Here is a 19327-nt window from a genome sequence, read left to right as displayed (position 1 = left end):
GGGTATTCTTTTTATCTATTCCAGGCCGGCCTCCTCGTTGGTAAGACCTTCGCTCTGCATATCGTTATTATCTTCGGTATCACTGTCCTCCGACTCATCTTCCGGCGGACTTGGTACATTCTCATCGGAAATGGCCTCCTTCTGCCCGTCTGCGCCAGTTCCTGTTGCAGAATCGCTGATTCCCTTAAAAAGTTCCCACAGCTCTGTAGTCGGAACTTCTCCATCCTCTGCCTCATCCGGCTGTACATTCAGATACGGAAGTGCTTCGGAAAGGATTCCCTGTGCAATGTACTGTGCGTACGTACTGCTTGCCTGATCATCTACCTTCGGCTCATCCACAACTACATAGATCACAAGCGCCGGATCATCTACCGGTGCAAATCCGATAAAGGATACCAGATACTTGCCATTGCCTCGCGGAAGCTTCTCGGCAGTACCGGTTTTACCACCGGAGCTGTAGCCCTGCACCTTGGATGTACGGCTGGTACCATGGTCTACGCTGGCAGCCATGTAAGAGCGGATATCTGCAGATATCTTCTCAGATATCGTCTGCTTCATCAGTGTCGGAGAGATCGTTTTTACGATTCCGCCGCTGCTGTCCTTGATCTTCGTCACCAGATGAGGCTGATAGTAGTATCCTCCATTGATCACAGAACACATTGCATTGATCTCCTGTATCATGGTCAGTGTATAGCCCTGTCCGAAAGCAGAGCATGCAAGCTCCGTTTCTCCCATGGTATCGCTGGTATGGATCACACCGCTTCCCTCATTGGGAAGATCAATACCGGTTCTTGTTCCGAAATTGAAAACGCTCTGTGTCTTAAGAAAATTATCTTTTCCCATCTTTGCTGCGATCTGCATCATACCATCGTTGCAGGAATTGGCAATGACATCGGAAAGAGCTTCTGTCCCGTGAGCATCCGGCCATACCGCACATTTGATAAAAGTAGTCGCACCTTCCGCTCCAAAAGACTGTCCGCCGTCACAGACAAAATTATCGCTCTCGGAAATCGCTCCCATTTCAAGTGCGGAGCCCATAACGATAGGCTTTACAACCGATCCAGGCTCGTAGGCATCTGTCACGCAGAAATTACTCCACATTCCGTTCAGCGCTTTCACAGTTTCCTCATCGTTCATGGCAGCGATCTCACTCTGGGAATACACATTTGAAAGATCTCTCGGGTTATTCAGGTCATAACGGTCACCGCCGTCCATTGCCAGGATCTCTCCTGTTTTCGGATCCTCGATGATCACGCCTACATTTTTGGCTCCCATCTTTTCTTCAAAGGTATTTACGTATTTTTCCACGATCTGCTGAAGTCCCAGATCCAGCGAGGTCTCAATGCTTTTGCCATCCGTCGGTTCGATGATCGTCTGTTCTACGTCGGAATTGTTGTTGATGTATCCGTACTGTCTTCCATCCACGCCGGTAAGTGTCGCATTGTAATATCCTTCCAGTCCGGCATCCGCCACATCTCTGGAAAGTGTAAATCCAACGGTATCACAGGCAGTCTCATTAAACGGATAAGATCTGAGATAATCTTCTTCAAACCATACACCTGTGATCCTGGAACGTTCTTTCAGCTGCGTGGCAGTCAGTTCACTGTCGTCTCCCGGATCTTCGTATTTTTCGAAGGCTTTTTTGTCGTCCATGGAAATCTGTTTCTTTACGATCTGATACTGACTTTTTTTTGTACTGCTGTCGGTGAGAAGCTTCCGCATCTCATCTTCATCCAATCCCAGGACTTCCACAAGAGCCTTTATGGTAGGCTCCACGGAATCCTGATCCTTATTGACCTCCAGACAGTCAAGGACCACATTATAGACCTTGTTGCTGGTTGCCAGGATATTCCCGTTCCGGTCATAGATATCGCCTCTTTTTGCCGGAAGTGTCTGATTTTCATATTTCTGCTGAGCCTGACTCAGCACCTGCTTTCGATATTTGCTTCCGCTGGTGGCATTGATATAGGTAATTCTTGCCACCAAACCGACTAAAGCCAGCAACACTAAGGAAAATAGTACTGCCAGCTTTTTCTTCATACTGTAATTTATTTTTTTTACCGGCCTGCGCCTTCTTGTACTCAATCGATCACCTGCTTAAAAACTGTACTTCTGTTACTTGTGTGTGTCCACATCCTGATACTGTCTCACATAACTGTTTCCTTCCGTGGTATAGGTCTGTATCTGATCCTCCGAAGGATACTTCATTCCAAGCTCGCCGATAGCTTTTTTCTTGATCTCGCTGATATCCACTGCAGAAGTGACCTGACTGTAATATGCATCGTTATCTTCTTTCAGCTGTGCAAGCTCAGATTCCAGATTTGCAACATTTTTCATACTCGCCGTGATTTCGGATTTTACCTGAAGATAATTGATACAGGTAAAAAGTACCGCGATGGAAACTGCCGTAAGAAACAGAACGAACCCCTTGTTCATGGCCATTGCCTTTTCCCGGTTCCGCTGTGCCTGTCTGCTTACCACCTGTTTTGCCGGTGTCACAGGTACTGCGGATTTCTGTTTTCTTTTCTGAGCCAGCCGTCGCCTTTCCTGTATCTCGGGCAGATCAGTCCTCTGAGGAACTTCCTGCAGCCGTTTTACCGCATTTCCCTGAACATACATTTCTCTGCTGTTCCTGACGGTATTTCGATTTCTTCTGGCTGTAGTCCCTCTTCCTGTCTTCGCCATTTGCCTACCTTCCATCTCTCAACTACATTTTCCGTTCAAAAATACGAAGCTTCGCACTTTTGGATCTCGGATTCTCTTCCATTTCCTCTTTTCCCGGTAAGATCGGTTTCCTTGTGATCACCTTACCCTTGGATTTCTTTCCGCATACGCAGACCGGAAAATCCGGCGGGCAGGTACAGGGATTTTCATTTTTTCGGAAAATGGTCTTAACGATCCTGTCTTCCAGAGAATGGAATGTAATGATACAGATCCTTCCTCCGTCATCCAGGAGATCGATCATGCCGTCCAGGGAATCCCGAAGCACGTCAAGCTCCCGGTTGAGCTCAATACGTATTGCCTGAAAAGTCCTCTTGGCCGGATGTCCTCCTGTAGCTTGTATTTTCATGGGGATCGCACCCCGTATGATCTCTGTCAGTTCTCCGGTTGTCCGGATCGGTACCTGCTCTCTGGCAGCCACAATGTGTTTCGCTATATTTTTGGCAAATTTATCTTCGCCGTAATCGCGGATAATCCGATACAGCTCCCGTTCCTCATAACCGTTGACTATATCACCGGCTGTACGGCTCTGTCTTCTGTCCATTCGCATGTCCAGAGGAGAATCGTACCGATAGGAAAAACCTCTCTCTTCATTATCCAGCTGATAAGATGACACTCCCAAATCCAGCAGGATCCCGTCCACCTTCTCAATGCCACGGGATCTCAGCTCATCTGCCATGTAACAATAATTGCTGCGAATGATTGTCACCTGATTAAAGGCTGACAGCCGTTCACTCGCAGCAATTATCGCATCCTGGTCTTGATCTATGCCAATAAATCTCCCCTTGGCAGAAAGTTTCTTACACACCTCTGTGGCGTGTCCCGCTCCTCCTAAAGTGCCATCCACATAGATTCCATCCGGCTTTACCCTTAAGCCGTCAATGGTCTCATTGAGTAATACAGATTTATGCTTAAATTCCATATCCGTCTCCTGTGGGATTTCTACCTGCGTTATGCTCAAATGACGATTCCTATGTTCTGCATGCTTTCCGCAATGCTGTCCATATCATCATAATTGCAGTTCTCGCTCCACTTCTCTTTGCTCCAAACCTCGATCCGGTTCAGATTACCCGTAAGCACCACATCCTTATCCAGACCAGCGAACTGGCGCAGCGTCTGCGGCACCAGGATTCTTCCCTGCTTATCCAGTTGACATGTTGTAGCTCCGGCTACAAAGAAACGTGAAAAGGTTCTTGCGTCTTTATTTGTAAGTGGTAATGCTCGGAGTTTCTCTTCAAAAGCAACCCATTCATCCATCGGATAAATAGAAAGGCAACCATCCAACCCTCTTGTCAGTACGAACTCTTCCCCTAAGAGTTCCCTGAACCTGGAAGGGATGATCAGACGCCCCTTCGCGTCGATCGTATGATTATACTCGCCCATGAACATGAAACCCACCTACTCTCGTGAAACACGATTCTCCCCTTCGTGCTTCCAGGGTGCAAATGGTGTATTCTGCCACTCATCCCCATTCGCTACCACTATTCACCACTTTCTACCACTTATGTAATCATTCTAAACTATTTACCATGAAAAAACAAGTGCATATCCAAGTTTTTTTTCATTTCATGAAATATCCACAGGTTTTTTTTCAACCTGTTTATTTTCTGTGCATTATTATGAAATGAAAAAGCTTCCGGACAGTCGCCGGAAGCTTTTTTCTGACTTTATGTTCTGTTATTTTATGACATTTTAAAGGCCTTTGAACGCAAAGGAAAATTTCATCTTTCCATTGGTATCCAGAAGGTATTCCGGATGGGTGCGGGCACCCCAGCTGTCATCTCCTCCAACACCCATCTGCGCCTTTGCGGCACGGACAACGGTATAATGGATTGCCGGAAGCTCATAGGGATGCATGGCATTTTCCATTTCATGAGGAGTATATGGAAGTGCCGAGAACATCATCGGGCCGTTTTCTTTATCCATCTCAAAGAGCATTCCTCTACCCTTTCTGTCTGTGATCTTTGCCCAGCGTACTTCCGCTTTGTTTCCGCATTCCTGCGGCACAAGATAGCGTGCCATATTGTCTGTCACGAGATTCTCATAAATGCCGAGCTTTGCGCCATGCTTCCGGTCTGCATAAGTCTCTGCCGGTCCCAAGCCGTACCACTGAACATGATCATAATCCGCATTGAATTTAAAGAGTACTCCGAACTCCGGCATATCGCCCAGCTCTTTTACAGGATCATAGGTCAGCGTTGTCTTTACTCTTCCATCTCCGGTTACCTCATAGGCAAGGCGGCATTCACTGGCAGGCGTAGTTGGCAGTATGTAGGTAAAAGCAACCTCCACGCTGTTTTCGTGAACCGTTGTCTCCGGAGCATTGGCCGGACCATACATGCCTTTTCGGTAATCCTTATGACTTGCGTACATGCTGGCGATCTTCCACTGTGCATAGCGCATCTGCATCAGACTTCCGCAATCATTATCTGTAGGCGCTCTCCAGAAGTTGGGCTTCGGAATCGCTTCGATCATTTCTCTTCCTGCATATTTATACGAAACCAGACCACCATTGAGAACGGAAAACAGCACTTCGAAATTTTCCCCACGGACACCGATGTTATGAAGGCTTCTCACAAGCTCCACGCCACACGCAGGAGCTTCCGGTGATCCTTCCACCTGATAAACATACTGGCCGAAAGCAACCTCATGTCCTGCCTCTGCCCAAAGTGTTTTTTCTCTGAGAAGGAAGGCTACGGTTACCGTATATTCGCCCGGGCGCTGCTGTTTTCCAAATGGAAGTCTGTAGGTCTGTTGGCTTAAAGGCTCCACCGCTGTATCCAGTGTCTCTGTGCGGAGAACATGACCGTTCTTTGCAAGAGTCACTTCACATCGGAATGTGTCCGTATTTACAAAAAGATTTTTGTTGATGATCTTAACAGAATCCTCACTTACCTGCGCAGTGATATTCTGGTAGTTGAATTTTACCTCCTGCATCTTTGGTGAAGCATCTCTGTCTCCGCCGTATGCGATACCGTTTCCACTGAAATTATAATCTGTAGGACGTTCACCGAAGTCTCCGCCGTATGCCTGGAATTCTTTACCGTAACGGTCTTTTTTGTAAATAGACTGATCAATGTAATCCCAGATAAAGCCACCCTGATATTTCGGTTCTGTATCTGTAAGATCTGTATATTTATGCATTGCGCCGCAGGAATTTCCCATTGCATGGGTATACTCACAACAGATAAACGGCTTGCTGTCATCCTTTGCAAGGAACTCCCGGATCGCTTCTACGGAAGGATACATCTGGCTTTCCATGTCACTGGTGGCATTGTAGCTGCGGTCATGGAAAACCCCCTCATAATGTACCAGTCTTGTAGGATCATTCTTGTGGTAGAACTCAGACATCTCAAAGATATCTTTTCCACCAAAGGATTCATTTCCACAGGACCAGATCAGGATCGCCGGGTGGTTCTTGTCACGCTGATACATGGAATTTACACGGTCCAGCATCATGCCCAGCCATTCCGGTTTGTTGTGCGGAACGATATCCGTGTGATCTCCGGTAAATTCTGCTATATCCCAGGTTCCGTGAGATTCCAGATTGTTTTCTGCGATCATGTAAATACCATATTCATCACAGAGACGGTAGATCGGAGATGCATCCGGATAATGACAGGTACGAATCGCATTGATGTTGTTCTGTTTCATGGTCACGATATCTTTGAGCAGTTCCTCCCGGGACACATGTCTTCCTGTGACAGAGCTGAACTCATGGCGGTTCACACCCTTGAATACGATACGTTTTCCGTTAAGGGTCATGATACCATCCTTCATTTCAAAACGGCGGAAACCGACTTTCTCCGGGATGATCTCCTGGAGCTTTCCGCTTTCATCACTGATTTCCAGCTCCAGATCATAGAGATTCGGCTCTTCTGCACTCCAGAGAAGGGGCTCCTGAATCTCCCAGGTACAGGTATCCTCTCCGTTCAGAGATCTTTCCTCCTGCAAAAGGATCTCTCCCTTTCTGGAAAGTGTAAGCTTCATTTTTCCTTTTCCCCAGGTACTGGTCACGATCTCAAGCTCGGCTTTTTTGAGAGTTTCATCCGGAATGGCACGGATCCTGAGATCATATACATGGACATCCGGTACCGTAAACAGATAAACATCTCTGTAAATTCCGGAAAAACGGTAAAAATCCTGATCCTCGCACCAGCTGCTGGCTGTCCATTTAAACACCTGTGCCGCCAGCTTGTTCTCGCCGTCCTTCAGATATTCCGTAAGCTCGAATTCTGACGGAGTAAAAGAATCTTCACTGTATCCCACAAATTTTCCATTGAGCCACAGAGCCAGGCCGCTCTCTGCTCCCTGGAATGAAACAAATACTCTTTTTCCTTTCATGCTCTCCGGCACATGGAAATATCTCACATAGCTTGCCACCGGGTTAAAACGTTCCGGGATCTGTCCCGGATGAAGTTCTTCATGGCCTTCCCACGGATACTGGACATTGGCATACTGCGGTGCATCATATCCTTCCATCTGGATATGTGCCGGCACATAAATGTCCTCCCAGTCCTTACAGGAATATGCTTCTTCCTCAAAGCCTGGGATAGCAGATGCATAATTCCGTGCATAATGGAACTTCCAGAGACCATTCAGACTGTGACGGAAAGAAGTTTTCCCATCTTCTCTCTCTTCCTCACAGCGATAATATGTATGATCTGAGTGGGCATCCATTCTTCCGTCGCTGAAATACCGGGGATCTTTTAACAGAGAATGATCAAATTTTTTCATTTTTTCCTCCTGCCCGGCAGATTCTGTTTTTTCTGCCGGATCCTTCGTTTTTTATGCTATGATCATTATAGTATAATCCACCGGATTATGGTATAATATGTTTCGCCAAAATATATAACATTTAGAAACAGGTGAATATCATGTCGATCTATTTCAGAAACACTCCGGTCAGTGCTCCCTTCATGTTTGAATCTCTTGGGAACCACTGGAATCAGGTTAATATCTTCCGTCCGGACGGATATCCGTATTATCATTACCTCCAGACTGAAAAGGGTACCGGACGCATTGAAGTCCGTGGAAGATTTTATACTCTCGGAGCCAACGAGGGCATCCTCATCGCCCCCGGTGTCCCTCATTCCTATCACAGGGAGTCTACTTCCTGGACCACGATGTTTGCCACCTTCACAGGAACACTGGCAGGCAGCATTCCTTCCATGACAGACAACCAGGAAGGGATCCTTATCGAAAAGGAACAAGGGGCCAGCATCCGGAAAATGATTTCTTCTACCTTGCGTAAATATCATCAGCCCACACCGGATATGAAATCTCTTTCTTCCGACTGCTATAATTTTCTTATGAATTTTACAGACTGTGCAGCTTCTCCGAAGATACAGGATAATCCTCTCTATCAGAGATATGTGATCCCGGTAATAAAAGAAATCGAAACCGGTTATCAGCAGGATATCACTGCAGCGCAGCTGAGCCGGAGCGTTTTTGTCTCTCCGCAGTATCTTTCCCGTCTGTTCCGCCGTTTTATGGGCTGCTCAGTTTACGAGTACGTTACCATGTACCGCATCAGCCGCGCACGTGAGCTTCTGCTTTCCAGACCGGATATGAAGATCCAGGATGTTGCCGGCGCTTCGGGATTTTCCGATGCCAGCCACTTTATCGCCATGTTCCGTAAAGTCACAGGCACAACTCCTCTGGATTTCCGAAAGATGTACTGATATATTCCTACTGCACAGCACAAAAACTGCCCTGCCGGAAACGTCGTAGAAGACGTTTTCCTGCAGGGCAGTTTTCTTCTGCTCTTATCAGCCAAATGCCGGTATCCTATCCTATATTCTGATCCATCAGACAAAAGCATCTGTATCCTATATCTGTTTGATCTCAGTTTCCGTAATATAATTCCAGAATACGATCAACTCTTTGGCTGGCCTCCAGATTCTTCAGAAGATCGCTCCTGCTCCTGATCTGGCTGTCCAGCTTCTTCCGTTCCTCCTGCAGCTGCTGCAAAAGTGACGCTTTCCGAAGAGCTTCCTCTTTCTTCTGTATCTCGTTCTGATCCATTTTTTTCTCCCTGTACAGTCTCTGTTTCCAGATTCTCTGCTACATTTTCCCGTTGCTGTTCCGCTTCTTTCTCTGCCTGCTGATCTTTCTCGATCCTTCTCATCCGTACTTTTGCCCGCTTTCTGGACATCACGCGTTTCACTGCAACTACCACGGTGCAAAGAACAAAAAGTATTACCGAGATCACCAGTGAAACATCCACGCCGGTTCCCAGAAACAGTATTTTATCTGTGCGGAACCACTGGAGCACTGCTCTTCCCAGACCATAGCCTGCCAGATATCTCAGAAAGATCTCTCCCTGAAATACTTTTTTGCGAAGCAGCATCATAAGCACCAAAAGCACAAGCAGACACCAGAGACTTTCATAGAAAAACAAGGGCTGTACCAAAATCCAGGTACCACCGTCCACGGTTTGAAGCTTTTCACGCATAGCCGTGGTGACCTCTCCTGCCCGTACCGCAGTCAGCGGCAGCTGCATGGAAAAAATGTTGTCTGCATATTCCCCGAAAGATTCTCTGTTAAAAAAGCTTCCCCACTTTCCTATTATCTGCCCGATCAGAAGTCCCATGCAGGCAAGATCTGCCATCTGCCAGAAGGATTTCTTTCGGATCCTGCAGTAGACCGCACCACCCAGCACACCGCCCAGAAGTCCGCCATAAAACATAAGTCCTCCGGACCGTATATTCAGAAGCTGTCCCGGATCATTTTTATAAAGGCTCCAGGAAAAAGCCGCATAAAGCAGCCTTGCCCCTGCCACACCGGAAAGCAGCGTTATGATGGCCAGATCCAGATATGCATCCGGATCTTCATGATTTCTTCTGGCTTCCAGTACCACAAAAAAGATTCCCAGAAGCATTCCTATCGCGATCAGGACGCCATAGATCGTGATCTCAAAACCAAAGATCTCAAAGGATCTCGGCACATGATCCAAAACCAGATTTAATCCGGGAAACCGAATTGACATATCCATAAAATCACCTGTTATAATTTTTCAGCTTACAGCCGGTATTTCACAGACGTTGGTGATCACACGTTAAATCTGAATAAGATCACATCTCCGTCCTGTACAACGTACTCTTTTCCTTCCATACGTACAAGGCCCTTCTCTCTGGCACCTGCATAGGAACCGCAATCCAGAAGATCCTGATAATTCACAACCTCTGCTTTGATAAATCCACGTTCAAAGTCTGTGTGGATCTTACCTGCTGCCTGCGGTGCCTTGGTTCCGATCTTGATGGTCCATGCTCTTGTCTCATCCTCTCCGGCTGTCAGGAAGCTCATAAGGCCAAGAAGGTGATAGCTTGCGCGCACCAGCTTCTCCAGGCCGGATTCTGTCAGTCCCAGATCCTCAAGGAACATCTTTCTCTCATCCTCATCCAGCTCGGAGATTTCCTCCTCGATCTGCGCACAGATCACAAATACCTCGCTGTTCTGTTTGGCAGCGTATTCACGTACTGCCTGTACATACTGATTGTTCGCCCCATCATCTGCAATATCATCCTCTGCAACGTTAGCCGCATAGATCACCGGTTTTGCAGTAAGAAGATTATAAGTTGCAAGCCATGCATCCTCATCTTCGTTCTCTGTTTCCAGAGTAATGGCAAGCTGTCCCTCTTCCAGATGCGCCTTTACTTTTTCAAGGAATGCAAGCTCTTTGGCAGCTTCCTTATCCATACGTGCAGTCTTGGTAACCTTGGCAATTCTTCTCTCGAGGATCTCAAGATCAGAGAAAACAAGCTCCAGATTAATAGTCTCGATATCGCGGAGCGGATCAATGCTTCCATCTACATGAACAACATTGGAATCCTCAAAGCAGCGTACCACGTGAACGATAGCATCTACCTCACGGATATTTGCAAGGAACTGGTTTCCAAGTCCCTCTCCCTTAGATGCGCCTTTTACAAGACCTGCAATATCGACGAATTCGATCACTGCCGGTGTTACTTTTTTTGATTTATAAAAATCTCCGAGAAGATTCAGTCTCTCATCCGGAACGGTTACAACACCCACATTGGGGTCGATAGTACAGAACGGATAGTTTGCGGATTCTGCTCCGGCTTTTGTCAGTGAATTAAATAATGTACTTTTTCCTACGTTAGGAAGACCTACGATTCCTAATTTCATCTCTCTATATACGTCCTTTCGATATATTTATTTACAGTATTTTTCAGATACTCTTTAAACAGGCCTTTCCGTTTTTCAGGCCATTCCTGTCCCATATTACCATACACAGCCTGAAATCGCAACTGTGAGGCAATTATTGTTACTGTCAGTCCCTGGACATGATCATCAGAAGCTGCCCGCTTTCATACAGGATCTCTGCGGTTTCTTCCGAAATCTCATTGCTGACGGTCAGGCCACTGTCTTCTACTGTCAGATGATATCCGTTCAGCGGATACTTAAATCCCCTCAGAGTGAGGCCTGTCACATCACCTCCCACAGTAAAGAATGAAACATATTTTCCAAACTGCTCCTCTCTGTGCAGTATGGTTCCGCTTTCTGCAAGTGTGATATAATTCCACTGATCTGCGATCGCAATACGAACGCCCTGTTCCTTGCCCATGGAAAGCAGTCCCAGATTCGCCAGCACATGATCCAGCCTTGTGCCGGTAGCTCCCAGGATCAGGATATCCTTTGCACCCTTGCGGATCATCTGGTTTACCGCAGACTGTGTATCCGAATCATCCTTCTCTGGCTTCAGCCTGATGATCTCCAGTCCCTTCAGGCTTTCCATATATTTTTGGCCTTCTTCGGAAAGACTGTCAAAATCCCCAATTGCAAGATCCGGAATAAATTCCCGGTTTTTCATAAACCATTCCATCCCCTTATCTGCAGCAACAAGAGTGATTTTCTCTCCTCGGCTTTCTTCTATTCTTTTTTTTAAAAAATCGAGGGCAAAACCATTCTGGATATTGCCCCCGCTGATTATTATTGTATCGATCATTTTCAGTCCAGCTCTTTTTTGATATTGTGGATTTTTTCTGTAATGTGTCTTACATTGGCTGCCACATCGCCCTTAAATACCCAGGAACCTGCGACCATGAGGTTTGCACCGGCACGCATAACCGTCTCCAGTGTATCATCATTGATACCACCATCTACCTGGATATCAACATCCAGCTCTTCTTCATCAATAAGCTCACGAAGCTCCTGGATCTTCTCCGTGCATTCGTCCATGTATTTCTGTCCGCCAAATCCTGGCTGAACAGTCATTATCAGCACCATATCCACATCTTCAAGAAGATGGCTGATGTCATTTACCGGTGTGGATGGCTTGATCGAAACTGCCGCCTTTACCCCTGCTGCCCTGATCTGCTCCAGTGTACGCTCCAGATCCTCACATGCCTCCGCATGTACAGTAATGGAATCTGCTCCGCATTCTACAAAATCGCGGATATATCTTTCCGGTTCTGTTACCATCAAATGTACGTCGAAAAACATGTTGGATTCTTTCCGGATCGATTTGATCACCGGCATTCCAAAAGAAATGCTGGGAACAAAATCTCCATCCATAACATCAATATGCAGATATTCAACGCCTTCCTTTTCCAGAATTTTGATCTGTTCTCCCAGTCTGTTAAAATCTGCTGATAAGATCGACGGGCACAATCGGTATTCCATGACTCAGTATCTCCTTTTCTCTTTTAATTCCTGGTGCAGCTCCAGATAATCTTCATATCGGAGTCTGCTGATCTCATTGTTCTCAAGGGCTTCCTTAACAGCGCAGCCCGGTTCATGTATGTGACGGCACCCCTGAAAGCGGCACTGTCCTTCATATCTTCGGAACTCCGGAAAGTAATCCTTCAGTTCCTGCTCCTCCATATTTTCAATATATAAGGAGGAAAATCCCGGTGTATCCACAAGGAATGTATCCTGTGCCACCGGTATGATCTGTGCATGGCGCGTGGTATGTTTTCCCCGTTTCAGCTTACGGCTGATCTCACCGGTTTCCATCTCCACTTCTTCCTGAAGGGAATTTGTAAGAGAAGATTTTCCCACGCCGGATGGGCCGGCAACCACAGTTGTCCTGCCCTGAAGCACTTCTTCGATCTCGTCGAGTCCTTCTCCCTTCAGGGCACTTGACAGGATCACCTGATAGCCGCAGCTCTGGTATGTTTCATAGAGAAATTCCAGCTCTTCCGTTGTTGCCAGATCTTTTTTGTTAAAACAGATGACTGCCGGAACACCTTCCCTCTCCATCATAATGAGGAAACGATCCAGAAGCATGAAGTTCGGCTTCGGATTATCCATGGCAAAGATCACCAGTGCCTGATCTACATTGGCCACAGCCGGACGGATCAGAGAATTCTTCCGCTTGTGGATCTCCGTCACACTTCCCTCCAGTTCCTTTTCATCCAGAACTGTAATGTCCACATTGTCACCTACCAGAGGCTTGAATTTATCCTTACGGAAAATTCCCTTGGCTCTGCATTCATATGTATTGCCGTCTTCTGCATATACGTAGTAGAATCCGGCAATACCTTTGATTATCTTTCCCTGCATGATCACTCAGCTTTCTTGAATGTAACCGTGTAGGTTCCAAGCTGCTGATAATCTCCGTCCATCTCTTCATAGAGATAGATAGTTCCTGAGGTAACGCCCTCAGCACCTGAGATATCAAGCTGATACGGGAAGCTGATATTCTGTCCATCAATGATAGTGGATGCCTTAGGCTCACCGTTTACGTTCTGGATCAGTTCCAGACGGATTGCGCCTCCATTGTAGCCGGACGGAGTATCCAGTGTCTGTGTACATTTCCAGCCTGTGTTTGCATTGACATCTGCTGTAGATGTAGTTGTGGATACTGTGCTGTCCGCAGATGCTGTGCTGTCTGTGGATGCTGTACTGTCTGTAGATGCTGTACTATCTGCAGATGCTGTGCTGTCTGTGGATGGAGCCTTGTCACCGGAGCTGATGGTAATGCTGATCGGCTGATCCGGGTCCGCTGCCGCATAGGCTTCCGGATCCTGTGCGATAACTGTACCTGCAGCTTCTGTACTCTGCTGTTCTGTTATCTGGATATCAATAAATTTACCTAAAGTAGTAAGTGCATCATCCTTGGTCATTCCCACAACACTCGGGACCTCAGCATTATCGCCATAATCAACCCCTCGGCTGACTGTCAGTGTCACAGAAGAGCCTGCCTGCACAGAAGTACCTGCTGCCGGCTCGACATTGTAAACATATCCCGGATCTACCAATGCATATCCGTTGTCATCTGTGTCGCTGTATTCTTTCTGGACATTTACCTGAAGTCCAAGATCTTCCAGAGTCTGCTGTGCATCGATTCCTGTGCGTCCATCCAGATCCGGGATCGTAACCTGTGCTGTTCCGGTGCTTACCCAGTATTTCACAGTTGTATTGGCTTCAACCTGTGTTCCCGCAGCTGTCTCCTGACGGGAGATCCTGCCTTTTTCCTGATCGGATGCCTCCTCACCGGCCATCTGGACACCCAGATGTGCATCGTTTGCAAGTGTTTTAGCCTCTTCCTCTGTCTTGCCTACAAGATCAGGAACAGTTGCCAGACCGTCAGCTGCTGATTCCTGCTTCGCTTCTGCCTTGCTGCTGTCTGCAGCTCCGCTGCTGCCGGTTCCAAACAGTCCTGCGGCACGTCCAAGCACTACCACAAGAACGATCAGAAGGACTGCACCTCCGATCAGTGCCGCAATCGTCAGGCCTCTTCCGGAACCATGATGCTTCTTTTTCTTTCCGGATCTATGCTCGGATCTCGGTCTGTATTCTTCCTCTGCATCATCGTAATCGTTATCATCGTATTTTTCTTCCTCAAGTGCGGTGATCTCCGGTTTTGTGATCTGCTTCGGTGTATGTTTGATCTCACCAAGCTCTTCTTCTGAGATCACAACCGTCTTGGCATCGTTGTCAACTGTAGTAAGCCTTACAAAATCACCCTGGGGATCGATCAGAGAATGCTTCAGGTCTGCGATCACATCCTCCATACGGCTGTAACGACGATCTACACTTTTCTGTGTACATTTCAGAATGATCTGCTCCAGACTGTACGGAAGGTCCGGTGTATAAACACTTGGCGGAACCATCTCTTCCTGCAGATGCTTGATAGCGATCGCCACAGTGGTATCTCCGTCAAAAGGAACTCTTCCTGTGACCATCTCATACAGTGTGATTCCAAGAGAATAGATATCGCTCTTCTCATCGCTGTATCCGCCTCTCACCTGCTCAGGTGAGCTGTAATGTACAGATCCCATTACATTGGAGCTGATCGTATTGGAAGATGCAGCTCTGGCAATTCCAAAGTCTGTGACCTTTACTTTACCATCTGTGGAGATAATGATATTCTGGGGCTTCACATCTCTGTGAACGATACCATGGCTGTGTGCCGCCTCCAGACCCATAGAAACCTGGATTGCGATACTTGTAGCCTCTTTAATGGAAAGCTTTCCCTTCTTGGAGATGTATTCCTTCAGAGTGATACCCTCGATCAGTTCCATAACAATGTAATAAACACCACCGTCATCTCCTACGTCAAATACATTGACGATATTCGGATGTGTAAGACCAGCTGCCGCCTGGGCCTCACTTCTGAATTTCTTTATAAACGTGGTGTCTTCCCGAAACTCCGGTTTCAGGACCTTCACGGCAACAAAACGGTTCAGCTTATGGTCCATAGCCTTATAGACATCTGCCATTCCGCCAGTTCCGATTTTTCCTACGATCTCATAGCGCTCGGCTATGATCATTCCCGTCTTCAACATGCTTCCACCTCATTCGTGAATGGCTCTACCAGTACGACTGCAATATTATCCTTACCACCATTCTGATTTGCTTCCCGAAGGAGCGCACTGCCCTTCTGATCAATATCTGCTTCCGGATCGGATATGATCTCCTGGATCTTCTCATCTTCAACCATATTGCTGAGACCGTCTGAACACATCAGGATCGTACATCCTTTTTCAAGTTTCAGATCAAAGAAATCCACATCCACCGTTTTCTCCGCGCCAAGTGCCCTTGTAATGATGTTCTTATCCGGATGATTCCGTGCTTCCGCTTCGCTGATCTCGCCCATTCTCACCATTTCCTGTACCAGGGAATGATCTCTGGTGACCTGGCGGATTCCGTCCTGGATCACATATAAACGGCTGTCACCCACATTGGCTACATAGGCATACTGATCTACAATAGTCGCCACCACCATAGTGGTTCCCATACCCCGGAGGTTTTCGTCTTCCTGCGCACGGTTTCTGATCTCCGTATTCGCAGCTTCGATCGCATGACGAATAACCTTCACAGGATTGTAATCCGCATCTTCACGGATTTCATCCACAAGGATCCGTACTGCATGTGAGGATGCATAGTCACCGGCGTTATGTCCGCCCATTCCGTCCGCGACTGTGAAAAGATTAGGCAGATTTCCAACCGGACCTTCAGATGCAAACACATAATCCTGATTCATCTTCCGCTTCTGCCCTACATCAGTAGCTGAGTATATCCTCATGTCACTTCTCGCTTTCTGTTTTTTCCATGTAACTTTTTCTTAGCTGTCCACAGGCACCGTCGATATCGCTGCCCATTTCCCTTCTAATAGTAACATTAATTCCGTATTTTTCAAGTTTTATTTTGAAATTCTCCACAGCCTGTCGAGTAGACCTCACATAGGAGCGTTCCTTGATGGGATTGACCGGAATCAGATTTACATGGCAATTAATGCCTTTTATACGGCCTGCCAGCTGTCTCGCATCTTCTTCACTGTCGTTGACGCCGGCTACAAGACTGTACTCAAAGGTGATCCTTCGGCCTGTTTTGTTAAAATAATTTCTGCAGGCATCCAGAACCTCATCCATGGAATACTTATTCGCGATCGGCATCAGTTCCTGTCGTTTTTCATCATTTGGAGCATGAAGGGAAAGTGCCAGAGTGATCTGAAGCTTTTCTTCAGCCAGATCATACATCTTCGGCACAATCCCACAGGTAGAAACCGTCACATTTCTCTGACTGATCCCAAGACCGTTTTCGTCGGTAAGGATCCTGACAAAACGGACAAGATTGTCATAATTATCCATCGGCTCACCGGTTCCCATCACAACTACATTGGCCACACGTTCACCGGTATCTGCCTGGATACGGTAAATCTGATCCAGCATCTCGGACGGTTTCAGGCATCTGGTCAATCCTCCGATGGTAGATGCACAGAATCTGCATCCCATACGGCAGCCCACCTGAGAAGAAATGCACACAGAATTTCCGTGGTGATACCGCATGAGAACACTCTCGATCACATTTCCATCTTCCAGCTGGAACAGATATTTTCTGGTTCCGTCAATTTTTGAGATCCTTACATCTGCCTGGGTCAGTGCTGTGATCGGATAAGCCGAAAGCTTTTCCCTGAGGCTTTTGGAAAGATTTGTCATTTCATCCCAGGAGGTAACCAGCTGCTGGTGAAGCCATGCATAGATCTGTTTCGCCCGGAAAGGCTTTTCACCGATCTTTGTCATGAATTCCTTCAATTCCTCCATGGTCATGGATTTTACATCTGTCATTTTCTGTTATTTCCTTCTGAATCTGGCAATAAAGAATCCATCTGTCTTATGTATTCCCGGCAGAAGCTGCAGATAGCCAAGCTTCGTGGATTTACAGTGCAGTTCCTCCGGAATATACGGATCCAGGCTTTCCAGCCGGTACGGATAATTCTTTAAAAACCATAATACATTTTCTTCGTTTTCTTCCCGGGCAATGGTACATGTGCTGAAGATCAGCGTTCCATCCGGTTTCACATACTTTGCAGCCTTATCCAGGATCATTCTCTGGAGCATTACGATCTCTTCCTGTTTCTGCGGAGTTGCCCGGTATTTGATTTCCGGTTTCTTGCCGATAACTCCATAACCGGAGCACGGTACATCCGCGATCACAATATCCGCAGCCTGTTCGGAATCCGGATCATATACCGTTGCATCCTGAACTCTGGCTTCCACATTGATCACTCCGGTCCTGTGGATGTTTTCTTTGATAAGATCTGCCTTATACTGACTTACATCTCTGGCATCCACATTTCCGTAATCCCCCATTTTGTCTGCCGCATGGATGCTTTTTCCACCTGGTGCAGCGCACATGTCGATGATATGGTCACCTTTTTTCGGACTTGCAGCTTCCGCTACAAGCATAGAGCTTACATCCTGCACCAGGATCTTTCCCTGAAGGAAAGTCTCAAGTGTCAAAATATGATTGTAATCGGAAATCTTCAGTGCATAGGGAAGATAAGGAGCCTGTTCTACTGTCACTCCCTGAGACTTCAAACTGGTGACGATTTCTCTCAGAGACGCCTTATGAGTACGGCACCGTACTGTGATCGGTCTTTCTGTCAGAAAATCCTCCAGGATCTTCTCCGTAGTCTTCACTCCGTAGGCTGCTTTCCATTTTTCTACCAGATATTCCGGCATGGAATATTTCACAGAAAGATAACGGACTTCGTTTTCTTCCCTGGAAGGAAGCTCCAGATCACCGATCTCTCTTGCGATCGTACGGAGCACCCCGTTGACAAAGGGCTTTAGATTATAAAAGCCTTTTCGCTGTGCCAGCTTTACCGCTTCATTGCATACTGCACTGTCCGGAACACTGTCCATAAATTTCAGCTGATATACCGCACTTCTCAGTATCTCACGGATCTGCGGTTTCATCTTGTTTACAGAAACCTTGGAAAAAGAATCGATGACATAATCAATATAGATCCTGTATTCCAGGGTTCCCTCACATACTCTTGTAATAAAGCTACGTTCCTGTTTCGGAAGAAACTGATATTTGGAAAGCGCATTCCGGATCGCAATATGGCTGTGCTCACCCTCCTCCTCGATCTGTAACAGGATCTCAAGGATCAGTTCTCTGGTATTTACTCCGCTGCTAATCACGATCTCTACCTCCTGCAAGGATAATCAGTCTCAGAAGCTGCAGAATAGATGCCGCCAGAGCTGCTACATAGGTAAGCGCTGCCGCTGTAAGTACTTTTCTTGCACCCTTTTTTTCATCTGCACCTAAGATACCTGTACTTTCCAGCATTTTAAGCGCTCTGGAAGACGCATTGATCTCAACCGGAAGTGTCACCAGCTGAAACAGTACTGCCAGTGAAAACAAAACAATTCCCAGAGTTACCAGCGGATCAATGGAAAAGATCAGTCCTGCGATAAACAGCGGCCATGAAAGCTGGGAACCAATATTTGCGGCAGGTACAATGGCTGAACGGATATTCAGTGGTGCATAATTGATCGCATCCTGGATCGCATGGCCACATTCATGTGCTGCCACCCCCACAGCCGCCAGAGAATTTCTTCCATAAATATCTTCTGAAAGGGAAACCGTTTTCGTTCTCGGATCATAGTGATCTGTAAGACTTCCGCGGATCGGAACCACCTGTACGTCTGTGATCCCAGCCGCTCTCAGGATCCTCTGTGCAGCTTCCGCACCGGTGATACCTGAATGACTCCGGACCTTTTTATAGACTGCAAAGGTACTGCGCAGCTTCGCGGATGCCGCAAGAGAAAGAAGCATTCCGATCACGAGCAAAAGAATCGTGGGGTCCATTCCCCATCCGTAATAACCATATCCGTACATAACT

16 protein-coding genes are annotated in these 19327 nt (G+C 46.9%); 1 reads left to right on the top strand and 15 read right to left on the bottom strand.

Translation table 11 applies throughout. The features are described from left to right. Window positions 1-15: 15 nt before the first annotated feature. The 5 genes from DW694_RS07000 to DW694_RS06980 all read right to left on the bottom strand — a co-directional run bounded on the left by DW694_RS07000 (window position 16) and on the right by DW694_RS06980 (window position 7458). Window positions 16-2085 (bottom strand): penicillin-binding transpeptidase domain-containing protein, encoded by a 2070-nt coding sequence (locus tag DW694_RS07000; protein WP_286186891.1) that lies wholly within the window; start codon window positions 2083-2085, stop codon window positions 16-18. A 30-nt stretch (window positions 2086-2115) separates the two neighbouring features. Beyond that, window positions 2116-2685 (bottom strand): hypothetical protein, encoded by a 570-nt coding sequence (locus tag DW694_RS06995; protein ID WP_015526105.1) that lies wholly within the window; start codon window positions 2683-2685, stop codon window positions 2116-2118. Between the two features lie 22 nt (window positions 2686-2707). Then, window positions 2708-3643 carry a 16S rRNA (cytosine(1402)-N(4))-methyltransferase RsmH gene (rsmH, locus tag DW694_RS06990; RefSeq protein ID WP_118752753.1) on the bottom strand — a complete coding sequence of 312 codons (936 nt, stop codon included), beginning with the start codon at window positions 3641-3643 and terminating at the stop codon, window positions 2708-2710. Window positions 3644-3678: 35 nt separating this feature from the next. Next, window positions 3679-4110, bottom strand: coding sequence for a division/cell wall cluster transcriptional repressor MraZ (gene mraZ / locus DW694_RS06985; protein ID WP_021651636.1), 432 nt, complete (start codon window positions 4108-4110; stop codon window positions 3679-3681). A 303-nt stretch (window positions 4111-4413) separates the two neighbouring features. After that, window positions 4414-7458, bottom strand: coding sequence for a glycoside hydrolase family 2 TIM barrel-domain containing protein (locus DW694_RS06980; protein ID WP_118752752.1), 3045 nt, complete (start codon window positions 7456-7458; stop codon window positions 4414-4416). Between the two features lie 140 nt (window positions 7459-7598). Between DW694_RS06980 and DW694_RS06975 the strand changes: the two genes are divergently transcribed. After that, a complete protein-coding gene (locus DW694_RS06975) occupies window positions 7599-8405 on the top strand; it encodes a helix-turn-helix domain-containing protein (protein WP_118752751.1) in 807 nt (268 codons plus the stop codon). Window positions 8406-8599: 194 nt separating this feature from the next. Here the strand turns inward: DW694_RS06975 and lgt are convergent, their stop codons facing one another. The 10 genes from lgt to DW694_RS06925 all read right to left on the bottom strand — a co-directional run bounded on the left by lgt (window position 8600) and on the right by DW694_RS06925 (window position 19323). Next, window positions 8600-9718 (bottom strand): prolipoprotein diacylglyceryl transferase, encoded by a 1119-nt coding sequence (lgt, locus tag DW694_RS06970; protein ID WP_118752750.1) that lies wholly within the window; start codon window positions 9716-9718, stop codon window positions 8600-8602. Window positions 9719-9774: 56 nt separating this feature from the next. Beyond that, window positions 9775-10872: a redox-regulated ATPase YchF gene (gene ychF / locus DW694_RS06965; protein ID WP_044961563.1), complete on the bottom strand. Its 1098-nt coding sequence runs from the start codon at window positions 10870-10872 to the stop codon at window positions 9775-9777. Window positions 10873-11017: 145 nt separating this feature from the next. Continuing rightward, on the bottom strand, window positions 11018-11692 hold the full coding sequence (locus DW694_RS06960) for a thiamine diphosphokinase (protein WP_118752749.1): 675 nt from the start codon (window positions 11690-11692) through the stop codon (window positions 11018-11020). 2 nt (window positions 11693-11694) lie between these two features. Continuing rightward, a complete protein-coding gene (rpe, locus tag DW694_RS06955) occupies window positions 11695-12369 on the bottom strand; it encodes a ribulose-phosphate 3-epimerase (protein WP_015526113.1) in 675 nt (224 codons plus the stop codon). A 3-nt stretch (window positions 12370-12372) separates the two neighbouring features. Beyond that, window positions 12373-13251 (bottom strand): ribosome small subunit-dependent GTPase A, encoded by an 879-nt coding sequence (gene rsgA, locus DW694_RS06950; RefSeq protein ID WP_021651619.1) that lies wholly within the window; start codon window positions 13249-13251, stop codon window positions 12373-12375. Between the two features lie 2 nt (window positions 13252-13253). Then, a complete protein-coding gene (gene pknB / locus DW694_RS06945) occupies window positions 13254-15479 on the bottom strand; it encodes a Stk1 family PASTA domain-containing Ser/Thr kinase (RefSeq protein ID WP_118752748.1) in 2226 nt (741 codons plus the stop codon). Further along, a complete protein-coding gene (locus tag DW694_RS06940; protein ID WP_021651617.1) occupies window positions 15473-16219 on the bottom strand; it encodes a Stp1/IreP family PP2C-type Ser/Thr phosphatase in 747 nt (248 codons plus the stop codon). The genes pknB and DW694_RS06940 overlap by 7 nt, the downstream gene beginning before the upstream one ends. 1 nt (window position 16220) lies before the next feature. Then, window positions 16221-17261, bottom strand: a complete 1041-nt coding sequence (rlmN, locus tag DW694_RS06935) for a 23S rRNA (adenine(2503)-C(2))-methyltransferase RlmN (RefSeq protein WP_118752747.1) — start codon at window positions 17259-17261, stop codon at window positions 16221-16223. Between the two features lie 6 nt (window positions 17262-17267). Next, window positions 17268-18623: a 16S rRNA (cytosine(967)-C(5))-methyltransferase RsmB gene (gene rsmB, locus DW694_RS06930; RefSeq protein WP_021651616.1), complete on the bottom strand. Its 1356-nt coding sequence runs from the start codon at window positions 18621-18623 to the stop codon at window positions 17268-17270. Continuing rightward, window positions 18616-19323, bottom strand: coding sequence for a zinc metallopeptidase (locus DW694_RS06925; RefSeq protein ID WP_015526118.1), 708 nt, complete (start codon window positions 19321-19323; stop codon window positions 18616-18618). The genes rsmB and DW694_RS06925 overlap by 8 nt, the downstream gene beginning before the upstream one ends. Window positions 19324-19327: the final 4 nt, after the last annotated feature.

Source organism: Ruminococcus sp. AM26-12LB (assembly GCF_003480785.1).
In the GTDB taxonomy this organism is placed as follows: domain Bacteria; phylum Bacillota; class Clostridia; order Lachnospirales; family Lachnospiraceae; genus Blautia_A; species Blautia_A fusiformis.
Note: the sequence above shows the minus strand (reverse complement) of the source record. Positions and strands in the feature narration are given on the sequence as shown.